Here is a 23,239-nt window from a genome sequence, read left to right on the forward strand (position 1 = left end):
CGCACGACCCACCGGAAGGCCGTCGCCCCGCAGGCGACGGCCTTCCGGCCCGTCCGGTGAAAGAATGGCGCCATGAGCGAGTTCCAGATCCCGGAGCGCCACGCACGGCTGCTGGCCTACGCGCAGAGCCTCACGCCTCCGGCCGGTTGGAAGATCGAGATCTCCGGTGACGAGATCATCATGACGGCCGGTCCGTCGGTGATCCACCAACGCAACCTGCTGCTCGTACGCGAGCAGTTCGACGCCCACCGCCCCGCCGACACGATGCCCAGCGAGAACACCGACCTCGCCTCCCCGAACGTCGGCAAGCTGCGCAACCCCGACCTGACCTACATCCCTCTCTCGGCACTCGAGGAGGGCGGCAACCAGGTCCCCGCCGAACAGGCGGCCATCGCCGTGGAGATCGTCTCCCCGTCGAACCCGGAGAACGACCTGGTAGGCAAGGTTCGCGACTACCCGCTCATGGCCATCCCGCTCTACCTGGTGATCGATCCGCGCGAGGGCGATCTGACGCTCTACTCCGAGCCCTCCGGCAGCGGCTACCACCGCCAGTGGAACGGCAAGTTCGGCGACCCGGTCCCGATCCCGGCCCCCTTCGGCTTCACGCTCGCCACCGACGGCCTGCTCCGCTACCAGGACTGAACGGTCATGCGTTCCGGGCCTCCTGGCGGCTGCCGCCAGGAGGCCATGACCGTTCGGCGGCCCGTGGTCAGAACGGGAAGACCGCGCGCTCGTGCTGGACGGAGATCCACTTCACGGTGGTGAAGGCGTCCACCGTGGACTCGCCGTTGAGGCGGCCGACGCCGGAGTTCTTCTCGCCGCCGAAGGGCACGCCCGGCTCGTCGGCGATGGTGCCGCCGTTGACGTGGATCATGCCGGTCTCGATCCGCTGGGCGAGCCGCACGCCGCGCTCGACGTTCGCGGTGTGCACCGCGCCACTGAGCCCGAACGGGGTGTCGTTGGCGAGCCGCACGGCCTCGTCCTCGCCGTCGAAGGGCACCAGCAGCACGACCGGGCCGAAGAGTTCGTTGCGCAGGATCGGCGCATCCTGCGCCAGGCCGGTGAGTACCGTCGGCGACATCAGGCTGCCGACCGTGCCGCCGCGCAGCAGCGCGGTGGCGCCGGCCGCGACCGCCTGGTCGACCTTGGCGAGGAGGTTGTCGGCCTGGACGGGGTTGATCAGCGGGCCGATGTGGGTGGCCGGGTCCTTGGGGTCGCCGACGGTGAGCGAGGCGACCTTGGCGACGAACTTCTCGGTGAACTCGGCCTCGACGCTCCGGTCCACCAGCACCCGGTTGGCGGCCATGCAGACCTGCCCCTGGTGGACGAAGCGGCTGAACACGGCGGCGTCCACGGCGTGGTCCACGTCGGCGTCGTCCAGCACGATCAGCGCGCTGTTGCCGCCGAGCTCCAGGACCGTCCGCTTGAAGTGCGCGGCGGCGACGGTGGCGACGTGCCGGCCGACCTTGTCGGAGCCGGTGAAGGAGATCACCTTGGGCACCGGGTGTTCCAGGAAGCTGTCGCCGATCTCGGCGATGTCGGTGATCACCACGTTCAGCAGGCCGGGCGGCAGCCCCGCGTCCTCGAAGAGCTTGGCGATCAGCCCGCCGCCGACCACCGGGGTCTCCTGGTGCGGCTTGAGGACGACGCCGTTGCCGAGCGCGAGCGCCGGGGCGACGGCCTTGAGCGCCAGGAACAGCGGGAAGTTGAACGGGCTGATCACGCCGACGACGCCGACCGGCAGCCGGTAGAGCCGGTTCTCCCGGCCGTGGGCGGGCGAGGCCAGCAGCCGGCCCTCGGCGGCCACCGACAGGTGCAGGCACTCCCGCAGCACGTCCTTGACCAGCGACAGCTCGAAGCCCGCCTTCAGCGCGGTGCCGCCGAGTTCGAGCATGATCGCCTGGACGATCTCCGGCTCGCGCTCCTCCAGCAGCCGCAGCGCGCGCTCGAAGACCAGCCGCCGCTGGTACGGGTTGGTGGCGGCCCACGCCTTCTGGGCGCGCTCGGCGGCGCGGTAGGCCTGGTCGACCTCGGCGACGGTGGCGACGGTGATGGTGGCGAGCTTGTCACCGGTGTAGGGATCGACGTCGACGATGTCCCAGGAGCCGCTGCCGCTGCGCCACTCGCCATCGATGTACTGCAGCGCCAACTCGGAGAAGTACGACATCTGTTCCCTCTCATGCACCGACCTGATGGGAAATCATCGTACTGACGGATCAGAGCTCTTGGCGCACCGCGTGCAGCAGGTCGCGGGTCCGCTCCGGGCTCAGGCTGTCGGCGAGCAGGTCGTCCATCGCCTTGCGGTACTCGGCCACCTCGGCGGGCTTGTCGAGGTAGAGCGCGGTGGTGAACTGTTCCAGGTACACCACGTCCGCCAACTCGGCCTCGGAGAAGCCCAGGACGGTGAAGGCGCCGCTCTCCGCGCTCAGTCCGGCGTTGCCCAGCGGCAGCACCTGGATCCGGACGTTGGGCAGTTCGCCGGCCTCCAGCAGCCGGTCCAGCTGGCCCCGCATCAGCTCCGGTCCGCCCCAGGGTCGGCGCAGCGCGGCCTCGTCCAGGACGGCGACCAGGTGCGGTGCCCGCTCGCCGGTCAGGACCGCCTGCCGCTTGAGCCGTACGTCGACGCGGCGCTCGATCTCCTCCGGCCCGTTGGCGTGGCAGCCGGCGGTGACCACGGCGCGGGCGTAGTCGGCGGTCTGGAGCAGCCCGTGGACGAACTGGACCTCGTAGCTGCGGATCTCGGCCGCGGCCTCCTCCAGGCCCAGGTAGTTCTGGAACCAGCCGGGCAGCACGTCTCCGTACTCGTGCCACCAGGAGCTGGCGTTGGCTTCGCGCAGCAGACCGAGGACGGTGGCGCGTTCCTGTTCGGCCTCGACTCCGTAGAGGGTCAGCAGGTCGGCGACGTCCCGTTCCTTGAAGCCGACCCGGCCGAGTTCCATCCGGCTGATCTTGGATTCGGAGGCCCGGATCGAGTATCCGGCTTCCTCCCTGCTGACGCCTCTGGCCTCGCGGAGCTTGCGCAGCTGGGTGCCGAGCTGCAGACGCCGTACGGTGGCGCCCCCGCCTGCCTGAGTCGTGCCCATCGAAGTCGTCCTCCGCACTCGCCCAGCCCCCCGGCCGTCGGCCGCAGTCTGCCACCTGGCACCGACGAACAACAGTCCGCTGCCTTGCGAACCGTGGGGGTTGCGGTCGGCTCAGGCCGGGTTCCGGGAGACGGGCCCCGGGTGTCCGGGGGTCGTCGCGGTTGCGGGGTCGGGTCCTGCGGAGAACGCGACGGCGCCCGCCCTCCAACTGGTCGGGGAAGAGGGCAGGCGCCAGGAGACCGCGTTGGCCCGGCGACGCTGGCGGGGGCAGCGGGTTGAGCTCCCGGCGATGCGGCGCCGGGCGTTCGGTGGGGGCCGGTCGGAGACCGTCCGTCCGTCAGACCACCAGGGGGCGGTCGGTGGGCCGGATGGGGGCGGGAAGCGGGGTCTTGCCGCCCAGGTACCTGTCCACCGCGGCTGCGGCCGAACGGCCTTCCGCGATGGCCCAGACGATCAGCGACTGGCCACGGCCGGCGTCTCCGCAGACGTACACGCCATCGACATTGGTGGCGAACCGGCCATCACGGGCAATGTTACCGCGCGCGTCGAGGTCCGCTCCCAGCTGCTCGACCAGTCCGTTGCGCACGTCCGTCCCGGTGAAGCCCATGGCCAGGGTGACGAGCTGCGCGGGGATGGCCCGCTCGGTGCCGGGCACCGGCTCGAACCGGCCGTCCTTGAACTCCACCTCGACGAGGTGCAGTTCCTGGACGTTGCCGTCCTGGTCGCCGGTGAAGCGGGTGGTGTTGACGGAGTAGACCCGCTCGCCGCCCTCCTCGTGGGCGGAGGTGACCTTGTACGTCATCGGCATGGTCGGCCACGGCTGGTGCCCGGGCCGTTCCTCGCCGGGCCGGGGCATGATCTCCAGCTGGGTGACGGAGGCCGCCCCCTGCCGGTGCGCGGTGCCGACGCAGTCCGCGCCGGTGTCGCCGCCGCCGATCACGACGACGTGCTTGCCCTTGGCGCTGATCGGCGACTCCACGAAGTCGCCTTCCTGCACCTTGTTGGCCAGCGGCAGGTACTCCATGGCCTGGTGGACGCCCTTGAGCTCGCGCCCGGGCACCGGCAGGTCGCGGGCGGTGGTGGCGCCGGCCGCGACGACCACGGCGTCGAAGCGCTCGCGCAGCTGCTGTCCGGTGATGTCCTCGCCGACGTGGACGCCGGTGCGGAAGCGGGTGCCCTCGGCCCGCATCTGCTCGATGCGGCGGTTGATGTGGCGCTTCTCCATCTTGAACTCGGGGATGCCGTAGCGCAGCAGCCCGCCGATCCGGTCGGCGCGCTCGTACACCACGACGGTGTGCCCGGCCCGGGTGAGCTGCTGGGCGGCGGCGAGGCCGGCCGGTCCCGAGCCCACGACGGCGACGGTCTTGCCGGAGAGCCGCTCGGGCACCTGCGGGGTGACCCCGCCGCGGTCCCAGGCCTTGTCGATGACGGTGACCTCGACGTTCTTGATGGTCACCGCGTCCTGGTTGATGCCGAGGACGCACGCGGACTCGCACGGGGCCGGGCAGAGGCGGCCGGTGAACTCCGGGAAATTGTTGGTGGCGTGGAGCCGCTCGATGGCGCCGACGAAGTCGTCCCGGTAGGCGAGGTCGTTCCACTCGGGGATGAGGTTGCCGAGCGGGCAGCCGTTGTGGCAGAAGGGGATGCCGCAGTCCATGCAGCGGCCGGCCTGCTTGGTGATGATCGGCAGGAGGCTGCGTTCGACGTAGACCTCGTTCCAGTCCTTGATCCGGACGTCGACCGGGCGGCGCTCCGCCAGCTGCTTGGGCGTGGTCAGGAAGCCCTTGGGGTCAGCCATTAGCCGCCTCCATCATCTTCGCGGTGGTCTCGGCCTCGGAGAGGCCGTCGCGCTCAGCGGCGTCCTTGGCGGCGAGCACTGCCTTGTAGTCGGTCGGCATGATCTTGGAGAAGCGGGAGACCCCGCTGCCCCAGTCCGCCAGGAGCTCGGCGGCGACGGTGGAGCCGGTCTCCTCGTAGTGCTGCTGCACGGTCTCGCGCAGCCAGTCGCGGTCGGCGGCGGTGGGGGCCTCGATGCCCACCATGCCGTCGTTGACGTTGGCGGGGCGCAGGTCCAGGACGTACGCGATGCCGCCGGACATGCCCGCCGCGAGGTTGCGTCCGGTCTCGCCGAGGACGACGACCCGGCCGCCGGTCATGTACTCCAGGCCGTGGTCGCCCACGCCCTCGACGACGAGGGTGGCCCCGGAGTTGCGGACGGCGAAGCGCTCGCCGGCCTTGCCGCGCAGGTGGACGCGGCCGGAGGTGGCGCCGTAGCCGATGGTGTTGCCGGCGATGACGTGGTTCTGCGCGTCGTTGCCGATGGCAGCGGCCTCGCGGGCCGGGCGGACGACGATGACGCCGCCGGAGAGGCCCTTGCCGACGTAGTCGTTGGCGTCGCCCTCCAGTCGCAGGGTCACGCCGCGCGGCAGGAACGCGCCGAAGGACTGCCCGGCGGAGCCGGTGAAGGTGACGTCGATGGTCCCCTCCGGCAGGCCCTCGCCGCGGTACCGCTTGGTGACCTCGTGGCCGAGCATGGTGCCGACGGTGCGGTTGACGTTGCGGATCGGCAGCTCGATGCGGACGGTCTCGCCGCGCTCCAGGGCGTCCTGGGCGAGCTCGATGAGCTGGTTGTCCAGGGCCTTGTCGAGCGCGTGGTCCTGGGCGGTGGTGCGGTGGCGGGCGGCCCCCTCGGGCAGCTCCGGCACGTGGAACAGCGGGGCGAGGTCGAGCCCGGCGGCCTTCCAGTGGTCGATCGCGGCCCGGGCGTCGATGTGCTCGGCGTGGCCGACGGCCTCCTCGATCGAGCGCAGGCCCAGCGAGGCCAGGATCTCCCGGACCTCCTCGGCGATGAACTCGAAGAAGTTGACGACGAACTCGGGCTTGCCGGAGAACCGTTCGCGCAGCACCGGGTTCTGGGTGGCGACGCCGACCGGGCAGGTGTCCAGGTGGCAGACGCGCATCATGATGCAGCCGGAGACGACCAGCGGGGCGGTCGCGAAGCCGAACTCCTCGGCGCCGAGCAGCGCGGCGATGACGACGTCGCGGCCGGTCTTCAGCTGGCCGTCGGTCTGGACGACGATGCGGTCGCGCAGCCCGTTGAGCAGCAGGGTCTGCTGGGTCTCGGCGAGTCCGAGTTCCCAGGGGCCGCCGGCGTGCTTGAGCGAGGTGAGCGGCGAGGCGCCGGTGCCGCCATCGTGTCCGGAGACCAGGACCACGTCGGCGTGGGCCTTGGAGACGCCCGCCGCGACCGTGCCGACGCCGACTTCGGAGACCAGCTTCACGTGGATGCGGGCCGCCGGGTTGGCGTTCTTGAGGTCGTGGATCAGCTGGGCGAGGTCCTCGATCGAGTAGATGTCGTGGTGCGGGGGCGGGGAGATCAGGCCGACGCCGGGGGTGGAGTGCCTGGTCCTGGCGACCCACGGGTAGACCTTGTGGCCGGGCAGCTGGCCGCCCTCGCCGGGCTTGGCGCCCTGGGCCATCTTGATCTGGATGTCGTCGGCGTTGACCAGGTACTCGGAGGTGACGCCGAAGCGGCCGGAGGCGACCTGCTTGATCGCGGAGCGGCGCTCCGGGTCGTACAGGCGGTCCGGGTCCTCGCCGCCCTCGCCGGTGTTGGACTTGCCGCCGAGGCGGTTCATCGCGATGGCCAGGGTCTCGTGGGCCTCGCGCGAGATCGAGCCGTAGGACATGGCGCCGGTGGAGAAGCGCTTGACGATCTCGGAGACGGGCTCGACCTCCTCGACCGGGATCGGCTCCCGGTCGAGGCCGTCCAGTCGGAACAGGCCGCGCAGGGTCATCAGCCGCTCGGACTGCTCGTTCACCCGGTCCGTGTACTGCTTGAAGATGTCGTACCGGCGGTTGCGGGTGGCGTGCTGGAGACGGAAGACGGTGTCCGGGTCGAACAGGTGCGGTTCGCCCTCGCGGCGCCACTGGTACTCGCCGCCGATCTCCAGGGCGCGGTGCGCGGCCGGGATGCCGGAGGCCGGGTACGCCTTGGCGTGCCGGGCGGCGGTCTCGCGGGCGATCTCCTCCAGGCCGATGCCGCCGAGCTTGGTGGTGGTGCCGGCGAAGTAGCCGTCGACGAGGTCCTGGGCGAGGCCGATGGCCTCGAAGACCTGGGCGCCGCGGTAGGAGGCGACGGTCGAGATGCCCATCTTGGACATGACCTTGAGGACGCCCTTGCCGAGTGCCTTGATCAGGTTCCTGATGGCCTTCTCGGCTTCGAGGCCCTGGATGAAGACGCCCTGGGCGACGAGGTCCTCGACCGTCTCCATCGCCAGGTACGGGTTGACCGCCCCGGCGCCGTAGCCGATCAGCAGGGCGACGTGGTGCACCTCGCGGACGTCGCCGGCCTCGACGAGCAGGGACACCTGGGTGCGCTGCTTGGTGCGGATCAGGTGGTGGTGGACGGCCGAGGTGAGCAGCAGGGAGGGGATCGGGGCGTGCTCGGCGTCGGAGTGCCGGTCGGAGAGCACGATGATCCGGGCGCCGTCGGCGATCGCCGCGTCGGCCTCGGCGGCGATCTCGGCCAGCCGAGCGGCGAGGCCCTCGCCGCCGGTGGTGACCTTGTAGAGGCCGGAGAGCGTGACGGCCTTGAGGCCGGGCTGGTCGCCGTCGGCGTTGATGTGGACCAGCTTGGCCAGCTCGTCGTTGTCGATCACCGGGAAGGTGATGCCGACCGAGCGGCAGGACGCGGCCTCGGCGGCCAGCAGGTTGCCCTCGGGGCCGAGGTTGGACAGCAGCGAGGTGACGAGCTCCTCGCGGATGGCGTCCAGCGGCGGGTTGGTGACCTGTGCGAAGAGCTGCACGAAGTAGTCGAACAGCAGGCGGGGCTTCTCGCTGAGCGCGGCGATGGGCGAGTCGGTGCCCATCGAGCCGAGCGCCTCGGCGCCGGTGCGCGCCATCGGGGCGAGGATGACGCGCAGTTCCTCCTCGGTGTAGCCGAAGGTCTGCTGGCGGCGGGTGACGGAGGCGTGGGTGTGGGCGATGTGCTCGCGCTCGGGCAGCTTGGCGAGCTGGATCTGTCCGCCTTCGACCCACTCCTCGTAGGGGTGCTCGGCGGCGAGGGCGGACTTGATCTCCTCGTCCTCGACGATGCGGCCCTCGACGGTGTCCACCAGGAACATCCGGCCGGGCTGGAGGCGGCCCTTCTTGGCCACCTTCTCCTGGTCGATGTCGAGCACGCCGACCTCGGAGGAGAGGACGACCAGGCCGTCCTCGGTGATCCAGTACCGGGCGGGGCGCAGGCCGTTGCGGTCGAGCACGGCGCCGATCCGGGTGCCGTCGGTGAAGGTGACGCAGGCCGGGCCGTCCCAGGGCTCCATCAGGTTGGAGTGGTACTGGTAGAAGGCGCGGCGGGCGGGGCTCATGGTGGCGTGGTTCTCCCACGCCTCCGGGATCATCATCAGCACCGCGTGCGGCAGCGAGCGGCCGCCGAGGTGGAGCAGTTCCAGGACCTCGTCGAAGGAGGCGGAGTCGGAGTGCTCGGGGGTGCAGATCGGGAAGATCCGCTCCAGACCCTGCCCGTTCCTGTTGGCGGGGATGAGGTCGGTGGCGAGCTGGGACTCCCGGGCGCGCATCCAGTTGCGGTTGCCCTTGACGGTGTTGATCTCGCCGTTGTGCGCGACGAAGCGGTACGGGTGGGCGAGCGGCCAGCTCGGGAAGGTGTTGGTGGAGAAGCGCGAGTGCACCAGGCCGATCGCGGAGGCGTAGGTGCGGTCCGACAGGTCGGGGAAGAAGGGTTCGAGCTGGCCGGTGGTCAGCATGCCCTTGTAGACGATGGTGCGCGCGGACAGCGACGGGAAGTACAGCCCGGCTTCGCGCTCGGCGCGCTTGCGGACCACGAAGGCGATCCGGTCCAGCTCGATGCCGGCCAGGCCGTCCTTCGCCAGGAAGAGCTGCCGGAAGCGCGGCATCACGCCGCGTGCGGTGGCGCCGAGCAGGTCGGGGGTGACGGGGACGTCGCGCCAGCCGAGGACGGTCAGGTCCTCCTCGGCCGCGATGGCCTCGACCTGCGCGACGGCGGCGGCGTCGGCGGCGTCCTCGTCCGGCAGGAAGGCGATGCCGACGGCGTAGGCGCCGGCGGCCGGGAGTTCGAAGTCGACCTTCCCGCGCAGGAAGGCGTCCGGGACCTGGGTCAGGATGCCCGCACCGTCGCCGGAGTCGGGCTCGGCGCCGGTGGCGCCGCGGTGCTCCAGGTTGCGCAGGACGTTCAGCGCCTGCTCGACGATGGTGTGGTCGGCGATGCCGGTCAGCGTGGCGACGAAACCGACGCCACAGGCGTCGTGCTCGTTCCGCGGGTCGTACAGGCCCTGAGCAGCAGGTCGCGCATCCGGCACGAGCGCGTAGGGCCGGCGGGCGGTGCCGGCCTGGGGCTCGTTGGCGGAGTGCATGGATGCAGACAGCATCGGCTCTCCCGTCGTCGTCTTTCGGCAAGTTGGTGCAAGTAGGGACGACGTTGGCCCTGATGCGATGGTGCGGTGTCGTGCAAGTTACATGATGCCCGTGATCCCGAGAAGCGGAAATATCCCGTCCAGATGGCGGGACGACGCGCAGGTCAGGGGTGTGTGAGAGGACGCGCCACAGTGCACGTCCCGACGATTGTGCCCAACCGTCCACGGCCTGAAACAGGGGCGAAACCGGCCCGCCACGGAAGCCGATCACGGGTGCCTGGGATTCCATTCCGGGAGCCCGTCCGCGGATGCGAATCCGCGGGTCGGGGGCCCGAATGATGAGACACTGCCAGGCGCCACTCGGCACTCATGTGTGAAACGTCACGCACTCGTCAGCATAGTCATGCACTGCCGCGCTCAGCCCACGTGGCCGCCGATCAGCCACCCGAGCAGGTAGGTCACCCCGGCGGCCGCGCCGCCCAGCACCAGCTGCCGCAGCCCGCTGAACCACCAGCTTCGGGCCGTCACCCGGGCCACCACCGCGCCGCACAGGAACAGCCCGGCCCCCGCCAGCAGCAGGGCGGGCAGCAGCGTGGTCGCCCCCAGCAGGTACGGCAGCAGCGGCAGCAGCGCGCCGAGCGCGAAGCACAGGAACGACGAGCCGGCCGCCACCAGCGGCGAGGGCAGATCGGTCGGGTCGACGCCCAGCTCCTCGCGGGCGTGCACCTCCAGGGCCAGCTCCGGGTCCGCGGACAGCTGCCGGGCCACCTCGTGGGCCAGCTCGGGGTCCACCCCGCGCGAGACGTACAGCTGGGCCAGCTCGGCCAACTCGCCGTGCGGGTTGCGGCTCAGCTCCAGCCGCTCGACCTCGATCTCGGCCTGCACCAGCTCCCGCTGCGAGGCCACCGAGGTGTACTCCCCCGCCGCCATCGAGCAGGCACCGGCCGCCAGGCCCGCCAGTCCGGTCAGGATCACCGTCCCGTTGGACGCCGCACCGCCGACCACCCCGGTCATCAGCGCGAAGTTGGACACCAGTCCGTCCACCGCGCCGAACACGGCCGGCCGCAGCCAGCCGCCGTTGACGTCCCGGTGGTGGTCGGCCGCGGGTATCCGCGGCTGGTGCCCGGCGTCGGCCTCCACAGCGGTCGCACTCATCGTTGTTCCCCTCGGTCGTCGTTCCTCGGCCTTGACCGTAGCCCGCCTGACCTGGGCATTTCCAGCAAAGTAAGGCTGTCCGAACACCACTGAGGCCACCCTTCGCGGCGTTCGCGAAGGGTGGCCTCAGTCGGGGGGAAACCCCTGGTCAGATCGGGTTCTTGGCGTCCTTGCCGGCCGTCCCGGCGGCCGGTTCCCCGTCCACGGGCCCGGCCGGCTCGCGCAGCACCGGCTTCCCGTCCGCCTTGTCCACGATCTTGTCCACGGCCTTCCCGTCGGCCTTCTCCCCGGCGCCCTTCCCGCCCTTGTCGGCGGGCTCGGCGTCCTCCGCCAGGTGCGCGGCCGGGTCGATGCTCGCCGGGTCCTCCCGCCCGGGCCGCGTCCGGCCCACGATCACGAAGTACGCCACCGCGCCCGCGAACACCGCGATGGACACCCAGTCGTTCAGCCGCAGGCCGAAGTAGACGTGGGCGTCGTCGATCCGCAGCCACTCGATCCAGAACCGGCCCACCGTGTACGCGGCCACGTACAGTGCGAACGCCCGGCCGTGGCCCAGCGTGAAGCGGCGGTCCGCCCAGATCACCAGCAGCGCGACACCGACGCACCACAGCGACTCGTACAGGAAGGTCGGGTGGTAGACGCCCTTCACGACCTCGCCGTTCGCCAGCGTCTTGTCGATCTCCAGGCCCCACGGCAGGGTGGTCGACCGGCCGTACAGCTCCTGGTTGAAGTAGTTGCCCCAGCGGCCCAGCGCCTGCGCGAGCGCGATGCCCGGCGCGATGGCGTCGGCGTACGCGGGCAGCGGCACGCCCCGGCGGCGGGCACCGATCCAGGCGCCGACCGCGCCCAGCGCGACCGCGCCCCAGATGCCGAGGCCGCCCTCCCAGATCTTGAGGGCGTCCCAGGGGTTCTTCCCCTCGGCGAAGTACAGTCGGCCGCCGTCGGTGATCACGTGGTACAGGCGGCCGCCGACCAGGCCGAACGGCACGGCCCACACGGCGATGTCGCCGACGGTGTGCTTGGCACCGCCCCGGGCGACCCAGCGCTTGCTGCCGAGCCAGACGGCGACGACGACACCGAGGATGATGCAGAAGGCGTAGGCGCGCAGCGGGATCGGTCCGAGGTACAGGACGCCCCGCGACGGGCTGGGAATGTAGGCGATATCCATGGCAGTTCCGACGCTACAGGGTCCGGCGGCCCGCTCGGACACCCCTGGGGTCACAGAAACCGAACAACGGACGGCGCCGCCCCCTCCGGACGGGGAGGGGGCGGCACGGTGGAACGGGCTCAGCCGGCCGTCGGCGAAGGGTTGTTGGCCTCCGAGGCGGCGCTGGTCGGCGCCGGGCTCTGCCCGTGCGAACCCGGCGTGCCCAGCTGCTTGCCCTGGTTCGCGGCGTCCACCCACTTCGCCAGGTTGGCGGGGGTGATCTCCTCGCTGCCGTTCTTCGGGTAGATCGGCTGGCCGTTGAGCAGCACCGTCGGGGTGGACTTGAAGCTGGACTTGTCGAAGTCCTGCTGCACCGCGGACACCCACCCGCCGAACTTGTTGTCGTTGACGCAGGCCTGGAACTCGGGCGTGTCCAGGCCGTTGACCTGCTTGGCGAGGCCGAGCAGCGTGTTCTTGTCGCCGAAGGCGTCGTTGGTCTCGTCCGGCTGGTTGCGGTACAGCACGTCGTGGAAGTCCCGGAAGTGCCCGGCGTCCTGGGCGCAGCCGAGCGCGTTGGCGGCGGTCCTGGAGCCCTTGCCGCCCACGGCCCGGTCGATGAACGACACGATGTGGTAGTTCGTGTAGATCTTCCCGGCGTCCTCCATCTGGTCGATGGTGGACGAGAACTCGCGCTCGAAGGTGCCGCAGGCGGGGCAGCGCGGGTCCTCGTAGACCGTGAGGACGGAGGGCGCGTCGGCGGCGCCGACGGGGATGACCAGGTTCTTGTCGCCGATCGTCCCGGCCGGGGCGGCGGTGGGCGTCTCCGGCTTGGAGCGCTGGTTCTGCACCACGACGCCGGTGATCACGGCGGCGGCGATCACCGCGAGCACGGAACCGCCGACGATCAGCTTCTTCCTGCGCTTGGAGGTGGCCTCCTCGGCCGCCCGCTGCTCCAGCATCCGCTCGCGGGCGGTGCGCTTGCCTTCTCGGTTCTTCTCGCTCATTGCGTTGACGTCCACGGTCGGGGGCCTTCGTCGGGGTGCGGGATGTGGGGGCGGGGTCGTGGGGGGGCGGGTGGGGTCAGCTCGCCAGCCAGCCGTCCACCGACAGCCGGGTGCGGGGCCGCCAGAGCAGCCATCCGGCCATCAGCAGGAACCCGGTGTCGCGCAGGATCTCCTGGAGGTACTTCGTCTGGGACTCGTCGACGTGCCCGCCGCCGCCGAAGCAGCCGCAGTCGATCGAGATGCCGCGCGCCCAGGCGGAGGCGATCCCGGCGATGAAGACCAGCAGCAGCACGGCGGAGATCCCGGCCACCAGCCGGACGCCGAGGCCCACCAGCAGCAGCACGGCCAGTGCCAGCTCCAGGAACGGCAGGCCGTAGCCGATCGGCTTGACCAGGCCTTCGGGGAGGATCTCGTAGGCGCGGACGGCCTGCGCGGCCTCCGCCGGATCGGTGACCTTCGCCAGCCCGGCCCACCCCCAGACCACCGCGAGGCCGAGCCGGACGACCGTGCCGAGCCACTCGCTCCAGGCCGGCACCGGCCGGCGCGCCGACGGCGCGGGCGCGGAGCCCTCGGGCTGCGCGGTCATCAGGGAATCCCCCTCGGGAAGCTCGTTCACTCCCTGATGAACCGCGGGGGATGAAGAGTGGTTCCTCCGCATTCAGGAATTAAGCCGGACGAGTGACGTTCTGTCCGGATGTGACGAACATCCGTGCGTCAACGGCACCCGGCCGACCACCCCGCCTCGAACAGCTCGGGGTGCCGGGCCGCCTCCGCGCACGCCACCGCCTCCCGCTCCGCCCGCTCGGCCCCCCGTCTGGCCAGCACGTGCCCCACCTGGACGTGCACGCCGACGGCGGCGCCGAGAACCAACACGGCCGTCGCCGCCCGCAGCAGGACGGCCCGCTGGAGACTCCGCACCGGCTCACCCCTTCCGCTCGACCGCGAAACCGTTCGTGCACTCGTCCCTCCTCTCAACGTCCGTCAACCCCGGCTGATGCGTGTCCCCACCCCTTGTTCACCCGTTCGGGTCCGCGAGCCCGGCCGGGAGCGCGGAGCGGAGCCGCACGCCCGTGCCCGCGCCCCGCAGCGGATCGGCGACGCCGGGTGGAACGCCGACGGCCCCCCGACTCCCGGTGGAGTGGGGGGCCGTCGGCCGGATGTCCCTGCCGCGCGTCAGTGCCGGCGCACGCCCTCGGCCAGCTCCCCGGCCAGGGCCCGCACCGCGTCCAGCGCGGCCGTCTCGTCCTCGCCCGCGGCCAGGATCCGCTTGACGAACGCCGACCCGACGATCACCCCGTCCGCGAACCGGGCGACCTCCGCCGCCTGCACCGCGTCCGAGACCCCGAGCCCGACGCAGACCGGTAGGTCCGTCGTCGCCCTGGTCCGGGCGACCAGGTCCTCGGCCATCGACCCGACGGCGGACCGCGTCCCGGTCACGCCCATCACCGCGGCCGCGTACACGAAGCCGCTGCCGGCCGCCGTGACCTCCGCCAGCCGGGCGTCCTTGCTGCTGGGGGCGACCACGAACACGGTGTCAAGACCGTGCTCGTCCGCCGCCTTGCGCCACTCCTCGGACTCCTCCACCGGCAGGTCCGGCAGGATGCACCCGGCCCCGCCCGCGGCCGCCAGGTCGGCCGCGAAGCGCGCCACGCCGTAGCGGTCGACCGGATTCCAGTACGTCATCACGAGCACCGCGGCCTCGGGGTGCGCCGCGGCGACCTCCCGGACGGTCCGCAGCACGTCCTTGATCCGCACGCCGCCCCGCAGGGCGATGTCGTCGGCGGTCTGGATGACCGCGCCGTCCAGCACCGGGTCGGAGTGCGGCAGCCCGACCTCGACCACGTCGCAGCCGCCCTCGATGAGCGCGTTGATCGCCCGGATGCCGCCGTCCACGGTCGGGAAGCCGGCCGGCAGGTACCCGATCAGCGCGGCCCGGTCCTCGGCCTTGGCGGCCGCCAGCCGGCCGCTCAGCTTGCTGGTGCTCAGCTTGGAAGTCATGGTCACTTACCCCCCTCGGCGGAGGCGTCGCCCGAACCGCCGGCCTGCTCGTCGTACAGTCCGAAGTACTGGGCCGCGGTGTGCATGTCCTTGTCCCCGCGTCCCGACAGCGAGACCAGGATGGTCGCCTCCGGCCCGAGCTCGCGCCCCAACTCCAGCGCCCCGGCGAGCGCGTGGGCGCTCTCGATGGCCGGGATGATCCCCTCGGTGCGGGACAGCAGCCGCAGTGCCTGCATCGCGGCGTCGTCGGTGACCGGCCGGTACTCCGCCCGCCCGGTGTCCTTCAGCCAGGCGTGCTCCGGGCCGACGCCCGGGTAGTCCAGGCCCGCCGAGATCGAGTGCGACTCGATGGTCTGCCCGTCCTCGTCCTGCAGGACGTACGTCCGGGAGCCGTGCAGCACCCCCGGGTCGCCCTTGGTGAGGGTGGCCGCGTGCCGGGGCGTCTCGGCGCCCTCGCCCGCCGCCTCGAAGCCGACCAGCCGCACCCCGGCGTCCGGGATGAACTCGTGGAAGATCCCCATCGCGTTGGAGCCGCCTCCGACGCAGGCCACGACCGCGTCGGGCAGCCGGCCGGTCCGGTCGAGCACCTGCTGCCGCGCCTCGACCCCGATGATCCGGTGGAAGTCCCGGACCATCATCGGGAACGGGTGCGGCCCGGCGACGGTGCCGAACAGGTAGTGGGTGGAGTCGACGTTGGCGACCCAGTCCCGGAACGCCTCGTTGATGGCGTCCTTGAGCGTCCGGCTGCCGGACTTGACGGCCACCACCTCGGCGCCGAGCATCCGCATCCGGGCGACGTTGAGCGCCTGGCGCTCGGTGTCGACCTCGCCCATGTAGATGGTGCAGTCGAAGCCGAACAGCGCGCAGGCGGTCGCGGTGGCCACGCCGTGCTGGCCGGCGCCGGTCTCGGCGATGATCCGGGTCTTGCCCATCCGCTTGGTGAGCAGCGCCTGGCCCAGCACGTTGTTGATCTTGTGCGAGCCGGTGTGGTTGAGGTCCTCGCGCTTGAGCAGGATGCGCGCGCCGCCCGCCTCGGCGGAGAAGCGGCGCACGTCGGTCAGCGGGCTCGGGCGCCCGGTGTAGTCCTTGAGCAGCGCGTCGAGCTCGGCGGCGAAGGCCGGGTCGGCCTTGGCCTTCTCGTACTCCTCGGCGACCTGCTCGACCGCGGCGACCAGCGCCTCGGGGATGAAGCGGCCGCCGTACGCGCCGAAGTAGCCGCGCGCGTCCGGCACCTGGGCACCGGACAGGTAGTCCTTCTCGGACATGGTGGTTTCCCTTGAACGGAGATGAACGACGATGACGTCTTCTCGGCCGCCCCGGCTGGTGGGCCGGTCAGCCGGACGTCACGCGCCATCGCCGTCCCGGTACCTGCCCGGGCTCGCACCCGATGACGTACCGCACCCGACGCCCCAGCACCCGGCGTGCGGGTGCGCGGCAGCCGCGCGGGCGGCAACCGGGGGCAAGTCGGGCGGCGATCTTCATCGGGCGGCGTCAGTCCTTGTGCCGGACGGCGGGGTGGGCCCCGGCGGCGACCAGGTCGGCGACCGCGGCGCGCGGGTCCTTGCCGGTCACCAGGGTCTCGCCGACCAGCACCGCGTCGGCACCCAGGTTGGCGTAGTTGATCACGTCCAGCGGGCCGCGCACGCCGGACTCGGCGACCTTGACGATGCCGTCCGGGATGGCGTGGGCGACGTTCTCGAAGGTGTTGCGGTCCACTTCGAGCGTCTTGAGGTTGCGGGCGTTGACGCCGATGATCCGGGCGCCGGCGTCCACCGCGCGCTTGATCTCCTCCTCGTCGTGCACCTCCACCAGCGGGGTGAGGCCGATCGACTCGGCGCGCTCGATCAGCGACACCAGGGCCGGCTGGTCGAGGGCGGCGACGATCAGCAGCGCGAGGTCGGCGCCGTGCGCGCGGGCCTCCCACAGCTGGTAGGCGGTGACCATGAAGTCCTTGCGCAGGACCGGGGTGTCCACCGCGGCGCGGACGGCGTCGAGGTCGGCCAGCGAGCCGCCGAAGCGGCGCCGCTCGGTCAGCACGCTGATCGCGGCCGCACCGCCGGCCGCGTAGTCGACCGCCAGGGCGGCCGGGTCGGCGATCGAGGCCAGGGCGCCCTTGGACGGGCTGGAGCGCTTCACCTCGCAGATCACCCGGACCCCGTCGCCCCTGAGGGCGGCGACGCCGTCCTTGGCCTCCGGGGCCCTGGCGGCGAGCTCCTTGAGCTCGTCCAGGGAGACCCGGGCCTGCCGCTCGGCGAGGTCCTCGCGGACCCCTTCGATGATCGAGTCGAGCACACTCACTCAGGAGCCCCCATCTTTTCTGCCAGTTGGTCGGCGCGAGCCGGCGGGCGACAGCCCACCGGCTCTTCGATGGTATCGGCACCCGGCGGCGGGGGGCGCATCGGTTCGAGCCGCGTCTCGCGGACCGGACCTCCGCGCCGACGGCCCCCAGCTGCGGCTTCACCGGCCCCGCACCGGTTTTCGGCCGGTCTTCGCACTGGTTTTCGGCCGCTCTTCGAGCCCGCCGCCGGCGGTTCGGACGGACGGCGGTCCGGTGGCCGGAAGGGGCCCCCGGGTGGCCGGATCAGACCAGCGGCGGTGCCAGCCCGGCGCCGATCCCCGAGTTCCGCACCACGGTGAACACCAGCACCAGCAGGGCGATCAGCGCCCAGCGCCGGGCCCCGACGGTGATCCTGGGCGGCGGCCCGCCGGTCAGCGCGGCCCAGCCCCAGCGCAGCCAGAGCACCGCCAGCACCCCGGCCAGCAGGACCAGGACGGCGTTGTCGTGCAGGGCGCCGGTGAGGTCCCCGTGGGTCAGCGCGTGGACGCAGCGCAGCCCCCCGCAGCCCGGGCACCACCAGCCGGTGGCGGTCAGGAACGGGCAGTCGGGGTAGTGCCCGGGGGTGTTCGGGTCCACCACGGCGACGTACGCGGCGGGGACGGCCACCGCCGCCAGCGCGGTCAGCGGCGGGCTCAGCCGGCGCAGCACGGGCGGCGGGGCGGAGGCGGTGGGGGCGGAGGTCACGCCCCGATTCTGCCCGGGTCGGGCCCGGACACGACGAAACGGCGGGCGTGGCGCGCCCGCCGTTCCGATGTACGACAAACGTGTGGTGCGACGAGCCGTTCGTCAGGCGGCGACGGCGGCGCGGGCCTCACGGGCCGCGATCTGCTCCTCGGCCGACTTGTACACGTTGGTGCTGGCCTGCTTGCCCATGCCCGCGAGGGACATGGCCTTGCCGACCACGCCGCCGGCCAGGACGACCGCCAGGCCGACCCAGACGAGCAGCACCGACGGCAGGATCATCGCGACGCCCGCGACGCCGAAACCGACGAAGGAGATGACGACGCCGGTCCAGGCGGCGGGGGTGTGGCCGTGTGCTGCTGCTGCCATCTGAGTGGTGCTCCTTGGCTCTCGGGGCCCGGCCGGGCCTGCGGGGCCGCCGGCGGGTTGACGGGTTCCATTGTGCCGGGCCACACATCGGTGGCCCAAAGCGGGTGGCGGGTCTATCGCGTCACATGCCCGCGGCTCACACCGCGGTCGGGTCCTCGCCCCGGTCCAGCGCCTTCCACAGGTCGCCCGGCGTGTCGGTCTTCACCGGGGCCTTGCGGGTCGGCGCCTCGTAGCGGCTGCCCATGGCCGGCCAGCCCCGGCCGTACCGCAGGGTGAGCACTCCGGCCACGGCCAGCAGCAGCCCGCCGACCAGCGCGACCCACGGCCAGGCGGTGTGCGCGACCTCGGTGGCCGCCGATCCGGTCAGCGCCAGCTTGCGGGCGGCCTCGGCGTCCAGCGCGGCGGTGTCGCCCGCCCCGGCCACCGAGGCGGCGGCCGCGCCGAGCCCCGCCAGCAGGGTCAGCACACCGACCGCCAGCCGTCCGACGCCGCGCACCGCGAACACCGCGACGGCCGCGGCCAGGCCCACCAGGGCCAGCCCGCCGGGCAGTTCGGAGATCTTGCCGCCGGTGACGGACACGTCCAGGGTGCCGGCCCGGCCCTCGGCCCAGGTCCGCCCGGCCGCGGTCAGCACCAGGACGGCGCTCAGCACCGTCAGCAGCAGCATCACGCCGAGGGTGCGGCGGCTGGGAGCGGCGGGGGCGGGAGTCTGCTCTGCGGTCACCCGTCCACTATCCCCCGGCCGACGCCCGGGTCCGTACCCGGGGTGGGGAACGGCGCCGGGTCCCCAGCGTCGGGCGGCGCTGCGGGCGGAGCGGATGACGGCGTCGGGAACTCGTCCGTGCGCAGCACCACCGTGCGGCCGCCGAGCGCCAGGAACAGGTCGTTGCCGAAGGGCACGCGCTCGGCCTCCCGGTACACGCCCTCGGGGGACGGCGCGGTGTGCAGGGTGCAGACCGCCGCCGCCGGATCGACCACCAGGTACAGCGGCACGCCACTGCGCGCGTACGCCCTCGCCGCCTCCGCCAGACCGGGCCGGGCCACCTCCAGCACCGCCTCGACCCCGGCCGCGCCGAACCGGCCCCGCCCGCCGCGCACCGCGTCCCGGGCGAGCACGGCCAGGTCCGGGGCGAGCACCACCAGGTCCGGCCGGTCGGGCCCGTGCGGCCCCGGGCCGCCGGGCGCCGCCGGGAAGTCGATCGCCACCCCCGACAGCACCCGCCCGTGACCGGCCGGCTGCTCGCCGAGCTGTCCGGCGGCGCCGAGCACGACCGCCCAGCGCAGCTCGTCGTACGGCACCTCGGGCATCCCGGCCGCCTCCTCGCGCCTCAGGACAGTTCCGGCCTCCGCAGCGTATTGGCGGTGGCGACGGCCCGCAGCACGGCGGCCGCCTTGTTGCGGCACTCGGTGTCCTCGCCGTGCGGGTCGGAGTCGGCGACCACGCCCGCGCCGGCCTGCACGTACGCGGTGCCGTCGCGCAGCACCGCGGTGCGGATCGCGATCGCGGTGTCCGAGTCCCCGGCGAAGTCCAGGTAGCCGACGCAGCCGCCGTACAGGCCGCGACGGGTGGGCTCCAGCTCCTCGATGATCCGCATCGCCCGCGGCTTGGGCGCGCCGGACAGGGTGCCGGCCGGGAAGCAGGCGGTCAGCACGTCGAAGGCGGTGCGCCCGGGCGCCACCTTGCCGGTGACGGTCGACACGATGTGCATCACGTGGCTGTAGCGCTCGATCTGCATGAAGTCGACCACCTCGACGCTGCCCGGCTCGCAGACCCGGCCGAGGTCGTTGCGGCCGAGGTCCACCAGCATCAGGTGCTCGGCCCGCTCCTTGGGGTCGGCGAGCAGCTCGGCGGCCAGCTCCGCGTCCTCGTGCGGGGTGGCCCCGCGGTGCCGGGTGCCGGCGATCGGGTGCAGCATCGCCTCGCCGTCGGTGACCTTCACCAGCGCCTCCGGGCTGGAGCCGACCACGTCGAAGCCGCCCTCGGCGGCGCCGTCCGGCCCGGGGAAGCGGAACAGGTACATGTACGGGCTGGGGTTGGTGGTGCGCAGCACCCGGTAGACGTCCAGCGCGGAGGCCGGGCAGGGCGCCTCGAAGCGCTGCGAGGGCACCACCTGGAAGGCCTCGCCGGCCCGGATCCGCTCCTTGACCTCCTCCACCGCGGCCCGGTACGGCTCGCCGCCGAACGGCGAGTGCACCTCGCCGGGGCCGGCCGGGGTGAAGGTGGCCAGGCCCGGGTCGACCGGCTTGGACAGCTCGGCCTCCATGGCGTCCAGCCGGGCCACCGCGTCCGCCCAGGCCTCGTCGACGCCGCTGGCCAGGTCGTTGTGGTTGACGGCGTTGGCGATCAGCAGCACCGTGCCGTCGACGTGGTCGAGCACGGCGAGGTCGGTGGCGAGCAGCATGGTCAGCTCGGGCAGGCCGAGGTCGTCCGGGTTGAGGTCGGGGAGCTTCTCCAGCCGGCGGACGATGTCGTAGCCGAGGTAGCCGACCAGGCCGCCGGTGAGTGGCGGCAGGCCGTCGTCCGTCATGCGCGGGGTGTGCAGCGCCTGGAGGGCGGCGCGCAGCACCTCCAGCGGGTCGCCGTCGGTGGGGATGCCGACCGGCGGGGTGCCGAGCCAGCGGGCCCCGCCGTCCGGGCCGACGGTGAGCACGGCGGCGCTGCGCACCCCGACGAAGGAGTAGCGCGACCAGCTGCGGCCCTGCTCGGCGGACTCCAGCAGGAAGGTGCCGGGCCGCTCCTCGGCGAGGCTGCGGTAGAGGCCGATCGGGGTGAGGCCGTCCGCGAGGAGCCTGCGGGTGACCGGGATGACCCGGGTGTCGACGGCGAGCTTGCGGAAGGCTTCGAGATCCATGACGGGCGGCACCTTCTGGAGTTGTGGACGGGGTGGGGTCAGGACAGCGGGAGCACGTCGGCGTCGAAGCACGTGCGGTCGCCGGTGTGGCAGGCCGCGCCGCTCTGGTCGACCCTGACCAGCAGGGTGTCGCCGTCGCAGTCCAGGGCCACCGACTTGACCGCCTGGACGTGGCCGGAGGTGTCGCCCTTCACCCAGTACTCACGGCGGCTGCGGCTCCAGTAGGTGCAGCGGCCCGTGGTGAGGGTGCGGTGCAGCGCCTCGTCGTCCATCCAGCCGAGCATCAGCACCTCGCCGGTGTCGTACTGCTGGGCGATGGCCGGGATCAGCCCGTCCTCGGTGCGCTTGAGCCGCGCGGCGATCTCGGGGGCGAGGGCGGTGGTGCCGGGCGTGGCGGGTGTGGTGGACATGAGCCCCATTGTGTCAGCCCGCCCCGCCGCCCCGGCGTGCCCCGCCCTGCTCCCCCGCGGGGGCACGGATCGCCCGCGGGGGAACCCCTGGGAACCTGGGAACCGGGGAACCGCTAGGAATGCAGTTGCCCGATGAGCTTGGGGCCGCCCTGCTTGTTGCTGACGGCCAGGGTGCAGGTGTAGTCGCGCCAGCCCTGTTGGTAGTTGGCCATCGCCGGGCCGAACTGGCGACCGTAGTAGGTCCTTCCGTCGGTCTGGTGGGCCCTGGCGGCGGCTTCGACGTCCTTGCACCCCTCCCGCATGGCGAGGGCGACCTGGATCTCACCGGTCAGGCCGTCGGCGAGCCTGAGGTCGGCGATCACCTCGCCGTCGTGCTCGCCGGCGCAGGGCCGCTCCTCGGGCTTGGTGATCACCGGGCTCAGCTGCGGGTGGTCGAAGCAGGCGCCGACCGGGAAGAAGGCGTACGGCGGCTGCGGCTTCGCCGGTGTGGGCGTCGGGGTGGGTGTCGGCGTCGGGGTCTCCGTGGCCGTGGGGGTGGGCGGGGGCGGTGCGGCGGCCGGCTTCCCGTCGTCCGGCCACAGCACCGCGGTGGCCACCACCGCGAGCAGGACCACCAGCACGGCGGCGACGGTGAGGACCAGGCCCCGGGACGGACGGGAGCCGGCTGCGGACGGCGGCTGCTCGGAGGTCATGGCCAAGAGGATGGCCCACCCACCCCGTCCCCGGCAGGCGGTTCGCCGAACTCACCCCGCACGGGGGCTGCCTCCGGGCGCAGGCCCGCCACCGAAAGTCAGCTGCGCCCTGAAGCAGGGGGACGCAGGACACCTAACGCCAGAAAAAAGAAACTTAAACATAAAAGAGGAAATTATTTTCCGGCCCTTCCCCTACCTCGGGGCTTCGACCTGCTCGCGGGTGCGGGGTTCGAAGCTGAGGTGCCGGGTGGCCTCAGGGTCGCCGTAGATGGCCAGGAGGGCGTCGGTGTCCCTGGGTTCGACCTCGCACATCGCCAGGCGGGGGCCGGCCAGGTGGACTGGGGTCATGACTGCGGAGCCTATCCGTAGGGTCATCGGACGCGGACCGATATCGAGGTGGCGGTGACCTCGATTTCCGCGCCGGGCTCTGGCGGCCGAGCGCTTAGGCTGACGCCATGTCGAACCACGCCCTCGCCGAACGCCACCGCCTCGCCCGGCTGCTCACCGCCGCCGGCCCGGACGCCCCCACCCTCTGCGCCGGCTGGACCACCCGGGACCTGGCCGCCCACCTGGTGATCCGCGAGCGCCGCCCCGACGCGGCGGCCGGCATCCGGGTCGGTGCCCTCGCCGGGTGGACGCGGCGGGTGCAGGACGAGTACGCCGAGCGGCCGTACGAGGAGCTGGTGCGGCTGTTCCGGGCCGGCCCGCCGGTCTACTCCCCGTTCGCGCTGCCCGGCGCCGACGAGGCGGCGAACACCATCGAGTACTACGTCCACGCCGAGGACGTCCTGCGCGCGGCCGAGGACTGGACCCCGCAGCCCGTCCCGCCGGGCCGCGCCGAGGCCCTCTGGCGCCGTCTGCCCCTCATCGCCCGCATGGAGGCGGGCCGCCGGTCCCCGGTCCGCCTGGCCCTCGCCCACCCCGACGGCCGCTCCCTCACCGTCGGTCCCGCGGGCTCCCCCACCGTCCGCCTCACCGGCGAACCCGCCGAGCTCGTCCTCTTCACCTACGGCCGCGGCGCCCGGACCACCCTCACCGTCGACGGCGCCCCGGACGCCGTCGAGGCCCTGCGCCACGTGCTGCCGCTGCCGCCGCGGTAGCGGCCCGGCCGTCCGGCG

General features: G+C 72.5%; 23 protein-coding genes. 2 read left to right on the forward strand and 21 right to left on the reverse strand.

Features of this window, described 5'->3' with window-relative positions:
- Positions 1-72 precede the first annotated feature (72 nt).
- Positions 73-642 carry a Uma2 family endonuclease gene (locus tag ACZ5OX_RS02885; RefSeq protein WP_465628433.1) on the forward strand — a complete coding sequence of 190 codons (570 nt, stop codon included), beginning with the start codon at positions 73-75 and terminating at the stop codon, positions 640-642.
- Between the two features lie 67 nt (positions 643-709).
- Here the strand turns inward: ACZ5OX_RS02885 and ACZ5OX_RS02890 are convergent, their stop codons facing one another.
- From ACZ5OX_RS02890 to ACZ5OX_RS02990, 21 genes are all read right to left on the reverse strand, one after another.
- Entirely contained in the window at positions 710-2,167 is a 1,458-nt protein-coding gene (locus ACZ5OX_RS02890) for an aldehyde dehydrogenase family protein (protein WP_465628884.1), read from the reverse strand.
- A 49-nt stretch (positions 2,168-2,216) separates the two neighbouring features.
- Entirely contained in the window at positions 2,217-3,083 is an 867-nt protein-coding gene (locus ACZ5OX_RS02895; protein ID WP_465628435.1) for a helix-turn-helix domain-containing protein, read from the reverse strand.
- Positions 3,084-3,420: 337 nt separating this feature from the next.
- Positions 3,421-4,881 carry a glutamate synthase subunit beta gene (locus ACZ5OX_RS02900; protein ID WP_465628437.1) on the reverse strand — a complete coding sequence of 487 codons (1,461 nt, stop codon included), beginning with the start codon at positions 4,879-4,881 and terminating at the stop codon, positions 3,421-3,423.
- Entirely contained in the window at positions 4,874-9,475 is a 4,602-nt protein-coding gene (gene gltB, locus ACZ5OX_RS02905; RefSeq protein WP_465628885.1) for a glutamate synthase large subunit, read from the reverse strand. The genes ACZ5OX_RS02900 and gltB overlap by 8 nt, the downstream gene beginning before the upstream one ends.
- Before the next feature lie 417 nt (positions 9,476-9,892).
- The gene (locus ACZ5OX_RS02910) at positions 9,893-10,630 is read right to left on the reverse strand and encodes a VIT1/CCC1 transporter family protein (protein ID WP_449789794.1); all 738 of its coding nucleotides are present in this window, start codon (positions 10,628-10,630) and stop codon (positions 9,893-9,895) included.
- A gap of 148 nt (positions 10,631-10,778) precedes the next feature.
- Positions 10,779-11,798 (reverse strand): prolipoprotein diacylglyceryl transferase, encoded by a 1,020-nt coding sequence (gene lgt, locus ACZ5OX_RS02915; RefSeq protein ID WP_465628440.1) that lies wholly within the window; start codon positions 11,796-11,798, stop codon positions 10,779-10,781.
- A gap of 119 nt (positions 11,799-11,917) precedes the next feature.
- On the reverse strand, positions 11,918-12,781 hold the full coding sequence (locus tag ACZ5OX_RS02920) for a DsbA family protein (protein ID WP_465628442.1): 864 nt from the start codon (positions 12,779-12,781) through the stop codon (positions 11,918-11,920).
- Positions 12,782-12,857: 76 nt separating this feature from the next.
- The gene (locus tag ACZ5OX_RS02925) at positions 12,858-13,367 is read right to left on the reverse strand and encodes a MauE/DoxX family redox-associated membrane protein (protein WP_465628444.1); all 510 of its coding nucleotides are present in this window, start codon (positions 13,365-13,367) and stop codon (positions 12,858-12,860) included.
- A gap of 128 nt (positions 13,368-13,495) precedes the next feature.
- Positions 13,496-13,699, reverse strand: coding sequence for a hypothetical protein (locus ACZ5OX_RS02930; RefSeq protein ID WP_465628446.1), 204 nt, complete (start codon positions 13,697-13,699; stop codon positions 13,496-13,498).
- Positions 13,700-13,954: 255 nt separating this feature from the next.
- Positions 13,955-14,779 carry a tryptophan synthase subunit alpha gene (gene trpA / locus ACZ5OX_RS02935; RefSeq protein ID WP_392869232.1) on the reverse strand — a complete coding sequence of 275 codons (825 nt, stop codon included), beginning with the start codon at positions 14,777-14,779 and terminating at the stop codon, positions 13,955-13,957.
- 2 nt (positions 14,780-14,781) lie between these two features.
- Complete coding sequence (gene trpB, locus ACZ5OX_RS02940; RefSeq protein ID WP_465628448.1) at positions 14,782-16,044, reverse strand: tryptophan synthase subunit beta; 1,263 nt, start codon at positions 16,042-16,044, stop codon at positions 14,782-14,784.
- Between the two features lie 67 nt (positions 16,045-16,111).
- Positions 16,112-16,261 carry a tryptophan biosynthesis modulator TrpM gene (trpM, locus tag ACZ5OX_RS02945; RefSeq protein WP_188296911.1) on the reverse strand — a complete coding sequence of 50 codons (150 nt, stop codon included), beginning with the start codon at positions 16,259-16,261 and terminating at the stop codon, positions 16,112-16,114.
- Between the two features lie 9 nt (positions 16,262-16,270).
- Complete coding sequence (gene trpC, locus ACZ5OX_RS02950) at positions 16,271-17,077, reverse strand: indole-3-glycerol phosphate synthase TrpC (RefSeq protein ID WP_465628450.1); 807 nt, start codon at positions 17,075-17,077, stop codon at positions 16,271-16,273.
- Between the two features lie 283 nt (positions 17,078-17,360).
- Positions 17,361-17,801 carry a DUF2752 domain-containing protein gene (locus tag ACZ5OX_RS02955; RefSeq protein WP_465628451.1) on the reverse strand — a complete coding sequence of 147 codons (441 nt, stop codon included), beginning with the start codon at positions 17,799-17,801 and terminating at the stop codon, positions 17,361-17,363.
- A gap of 102 nt (positions 17,802-17,903) precedes the next feature.
- Entirely contained in the window at positions 17,904-18,167 is a 264-nt protein-coding gene (locus ACZ5OX_RS02960) for an HGxxPAAW family protein (RefSeq protein WP_449789801.1), read from the reverse strand.
- A gap of 136 nt (positions 18,168-18,303) precedes the next feature.
- Positions 18,304-18,891 carry a TIGR02234 family membrane protein gene (locus ACZ5OX_RS02965; RefSeq protein WP_465628453.1) on the reverse strand — a complete coding sequence of 196 codons (588 nt, stop codon included), beginning with the start codon at positions 18,889-18,891 and terminating at the stop codon, positions 18,304-18,306.
- Positions 18,888-19,475: a Uma2 family endonuclease gene (locus ACZ5OX_RS02970; RefSeq protein WP_465628455.1), complete on the reverse strand. Its 588-nt coding sequence runs from the start codon at positions 19,473-19,475 to the stop codon at positions 18,888-18,890. Before ACZ5OX_RS02970 ends, ACZ5OX_RS02965 begins: the two co-directional genes overlap by 4 nt.
- A gap of 20 nt (positions 19,476-19,495) precedes the next feature.
- On the reverse strand, positions 19,496-21,019 hold the full coding sequence (locus ACZ5OX_RS02975) for an anthranilate synthase component I (RefSeq protein ID WP_465628456.1): 1,524 nt from the start codon (positions 21,017-21,019) through the stop codon (positions 19,496-19,498).
- A 38-nt stretch (positions 21,020-21,057) separates the two neighbouring features.
- Positions 21,058-21,429 carry a phosphoribosyl-AMP cyclohydrolase gene (gene hisI / locus ACZ5OX_RS02980; RefSeq protein WP_465628458.1) on the reverse strand — a complete coding sequence of 124 codons (372 nt, stop codon included), beginning with the start codon at positions 21,427-21,429 and terminating at the stop codon, positions 21,058-21,060.
- Between the two features lie 113 nt (positions 21,430-21,542).
- Positions 21,543-22,121, reverse strand: a complete 579-nt coding sequence (locus ACZ5OX_RS02985; protein WP_465628459.1) for a hypothetical protein — start codon at positions 22,119-22,121, stop codon at positions 21,543-21,545.
- 192 nt (positions 22,122-22,313) lie between these two features.
- Positions 22,314-22,469, reverse strand: coding sequence for a hypothetical protein (locus ACZ5OX_RS02990; RefSeq protein WP_465628461.1), 156 nt, complete (start codon positions 22,467-22,469; stop codon positions 22,314-22,316).
- Positions 22,470-22,576: 107 nt separating this feature from the next.
- Between ACZ5OX_RS02990 and ACZ5OX_RS02995 the strand changes: the two genes are divergently transcribed.
- The gene (locus tag ACZ5OX_RS02995) at positions 22,577-23,221 is read left to right on the forward strand and encodes a TIGR03085 family metal-binding protein (protein ID WP_465628463.1); all 645 of its coding nucleotides are present in this window, start codon (positions 22,577-22,579) and stop codon (positions 23,219-23,221) included.
- Positions 23,222-23,239 lie beyond the last annotated feature (18 nt).

Source organism: Kitasatospora sp. NPDC032121 (assembly GCF_055580145.1).

Coding starts and splice junctions, on each gene's coding strand:
- ACZ5OX_RS02975 (WP_465628456.1), bottom strand. CDS start 21,019: ATGGATCTCGAAGCCTTCCGCAAGCTCGCCGTCGACACCCGGGTCATC.
- trpM (WP_188296911.1), bottom strand. CDS start 16,261: ATGAAGATCGCCGCCCGACTTGCCCCCGGTTGCCGCCCGCGCGGCTGC.
- trpB (WP_465628448.1), bottom strand. CDS start 16,044: ATGTCCGAGAAGGACTACCTGTCCGGTGCCCAGGTGCCGGACGCGCGC.
- ACZ5OX_RS02995 (WP_465628463.1), top strand. CDS start 22,577: ATGTCGAACCACGCCCTCGCCGAACGCCACCGCCTCGCCCGGCTGCTC.
- ACZ5OX_RS02960 (WP_449789801.1), bottom strand. CDS start 18,167: ATGGCAGCAGCAGCACACGGCCACACCCCCGCCGCCTGGACCGGCGTC.
- gltB (WP_465628885.1), bottom strand. CDS start 9,475: ATGCACTCCGCCAACGAGCCCCAGGCCGGCACCGCCCGCCGGCCCTAC.
- ACZ5OX_RS02890 (WP_465628884.1), bottom strand. CDS start 2,167: ATGTCGTACTTCTCCGAGTTGGCGCTGCAGTACATCGATGGCGAGTGG.
- ACZ5OX_RS02920 (WP_465628442.1), bottom strand. CDS start 12,781: ATGAGCGAGAAGAACCGAGAAGGCAAGCGCACCGCCCGCGAGCGGATG.
- lgt (WP_465628440.1), bottom strand. CDS start 11,798: ATGGATATCGCCTACATTCCCAGCCCGTCGCGGGGCGTCCTGTACCTC.
- ACZ5OX_RS02985 (WP_465628459.1), bottom strand. CDS start 22,121: ATGACCTCCGAGCAGCCGCCGTCCGCAGCCGGCTCCCGTCCGTCCCGG.
- ACZ5OX_RS02925 (WP_465628444.1), bottom strand. CDS start 13,367: ATGACCGCGCAGCCCGAGGGCTCCGCGCCCGCGCCGTCGGCGCGCCGG.
- trpA (WP_392869232.1), bottom strand. CDS start 14,779: ATGACTTCCAAGCTGAGCACCAGCAAGCTGAGCGGCCGGCTGGCGGCC.
- ACZ5OX_RS02910 (WP_449789794.1), bottom strand. CDS start 10,630: ATGAGTGCGACCGCTGTGGAGGCCGACGCCGGGCACCAGCCGCGGATA.
- ACZ5OX_RS02970 (WP_465628455.1), bottom strand. CDS start 19,475: ATGCCCGAGGTGCCGTACGACGAGCTGCGCTGGGCGGTCGTGCTCGGC.
- ACZ5OX_RS02900 (WP_465628437.1), bottom strand. CDS start 4,881: ATGGCTGACCCCAAGGGCTTCCTGACCACGCCCAAGCAGCTGGCGGAG.
- ACZ5OX_RS02895 (WP_465628435.1), bottom strand. CDS start 3,083: ATGGGCACGACTCAGGCAGGCGGGGGCGCCACCGTACGGCGTCTGCAG.
- hisI (WP_465628458.1), bottom strand. CDS start 21,429: ATGTCCACCACACCCGCCACGCCCGGCACCACCGCCCTCGCCCCCGAG.
- ACZ5OX_RS02885 (WP_465628433.1), top strand. CDS start 73: ATGAGCGAGTTCCAGATCCCGGAGCGCCACGCACGGCTGCTGGCCTAC.
- ACZ5OX_RS02990 (WP_465628461.1), bottom strand. CDS start 22,469: ATGACCCCAGTCCACCTGGCCGGCCCCCGCCTGGCGATGTGCGAGGTC.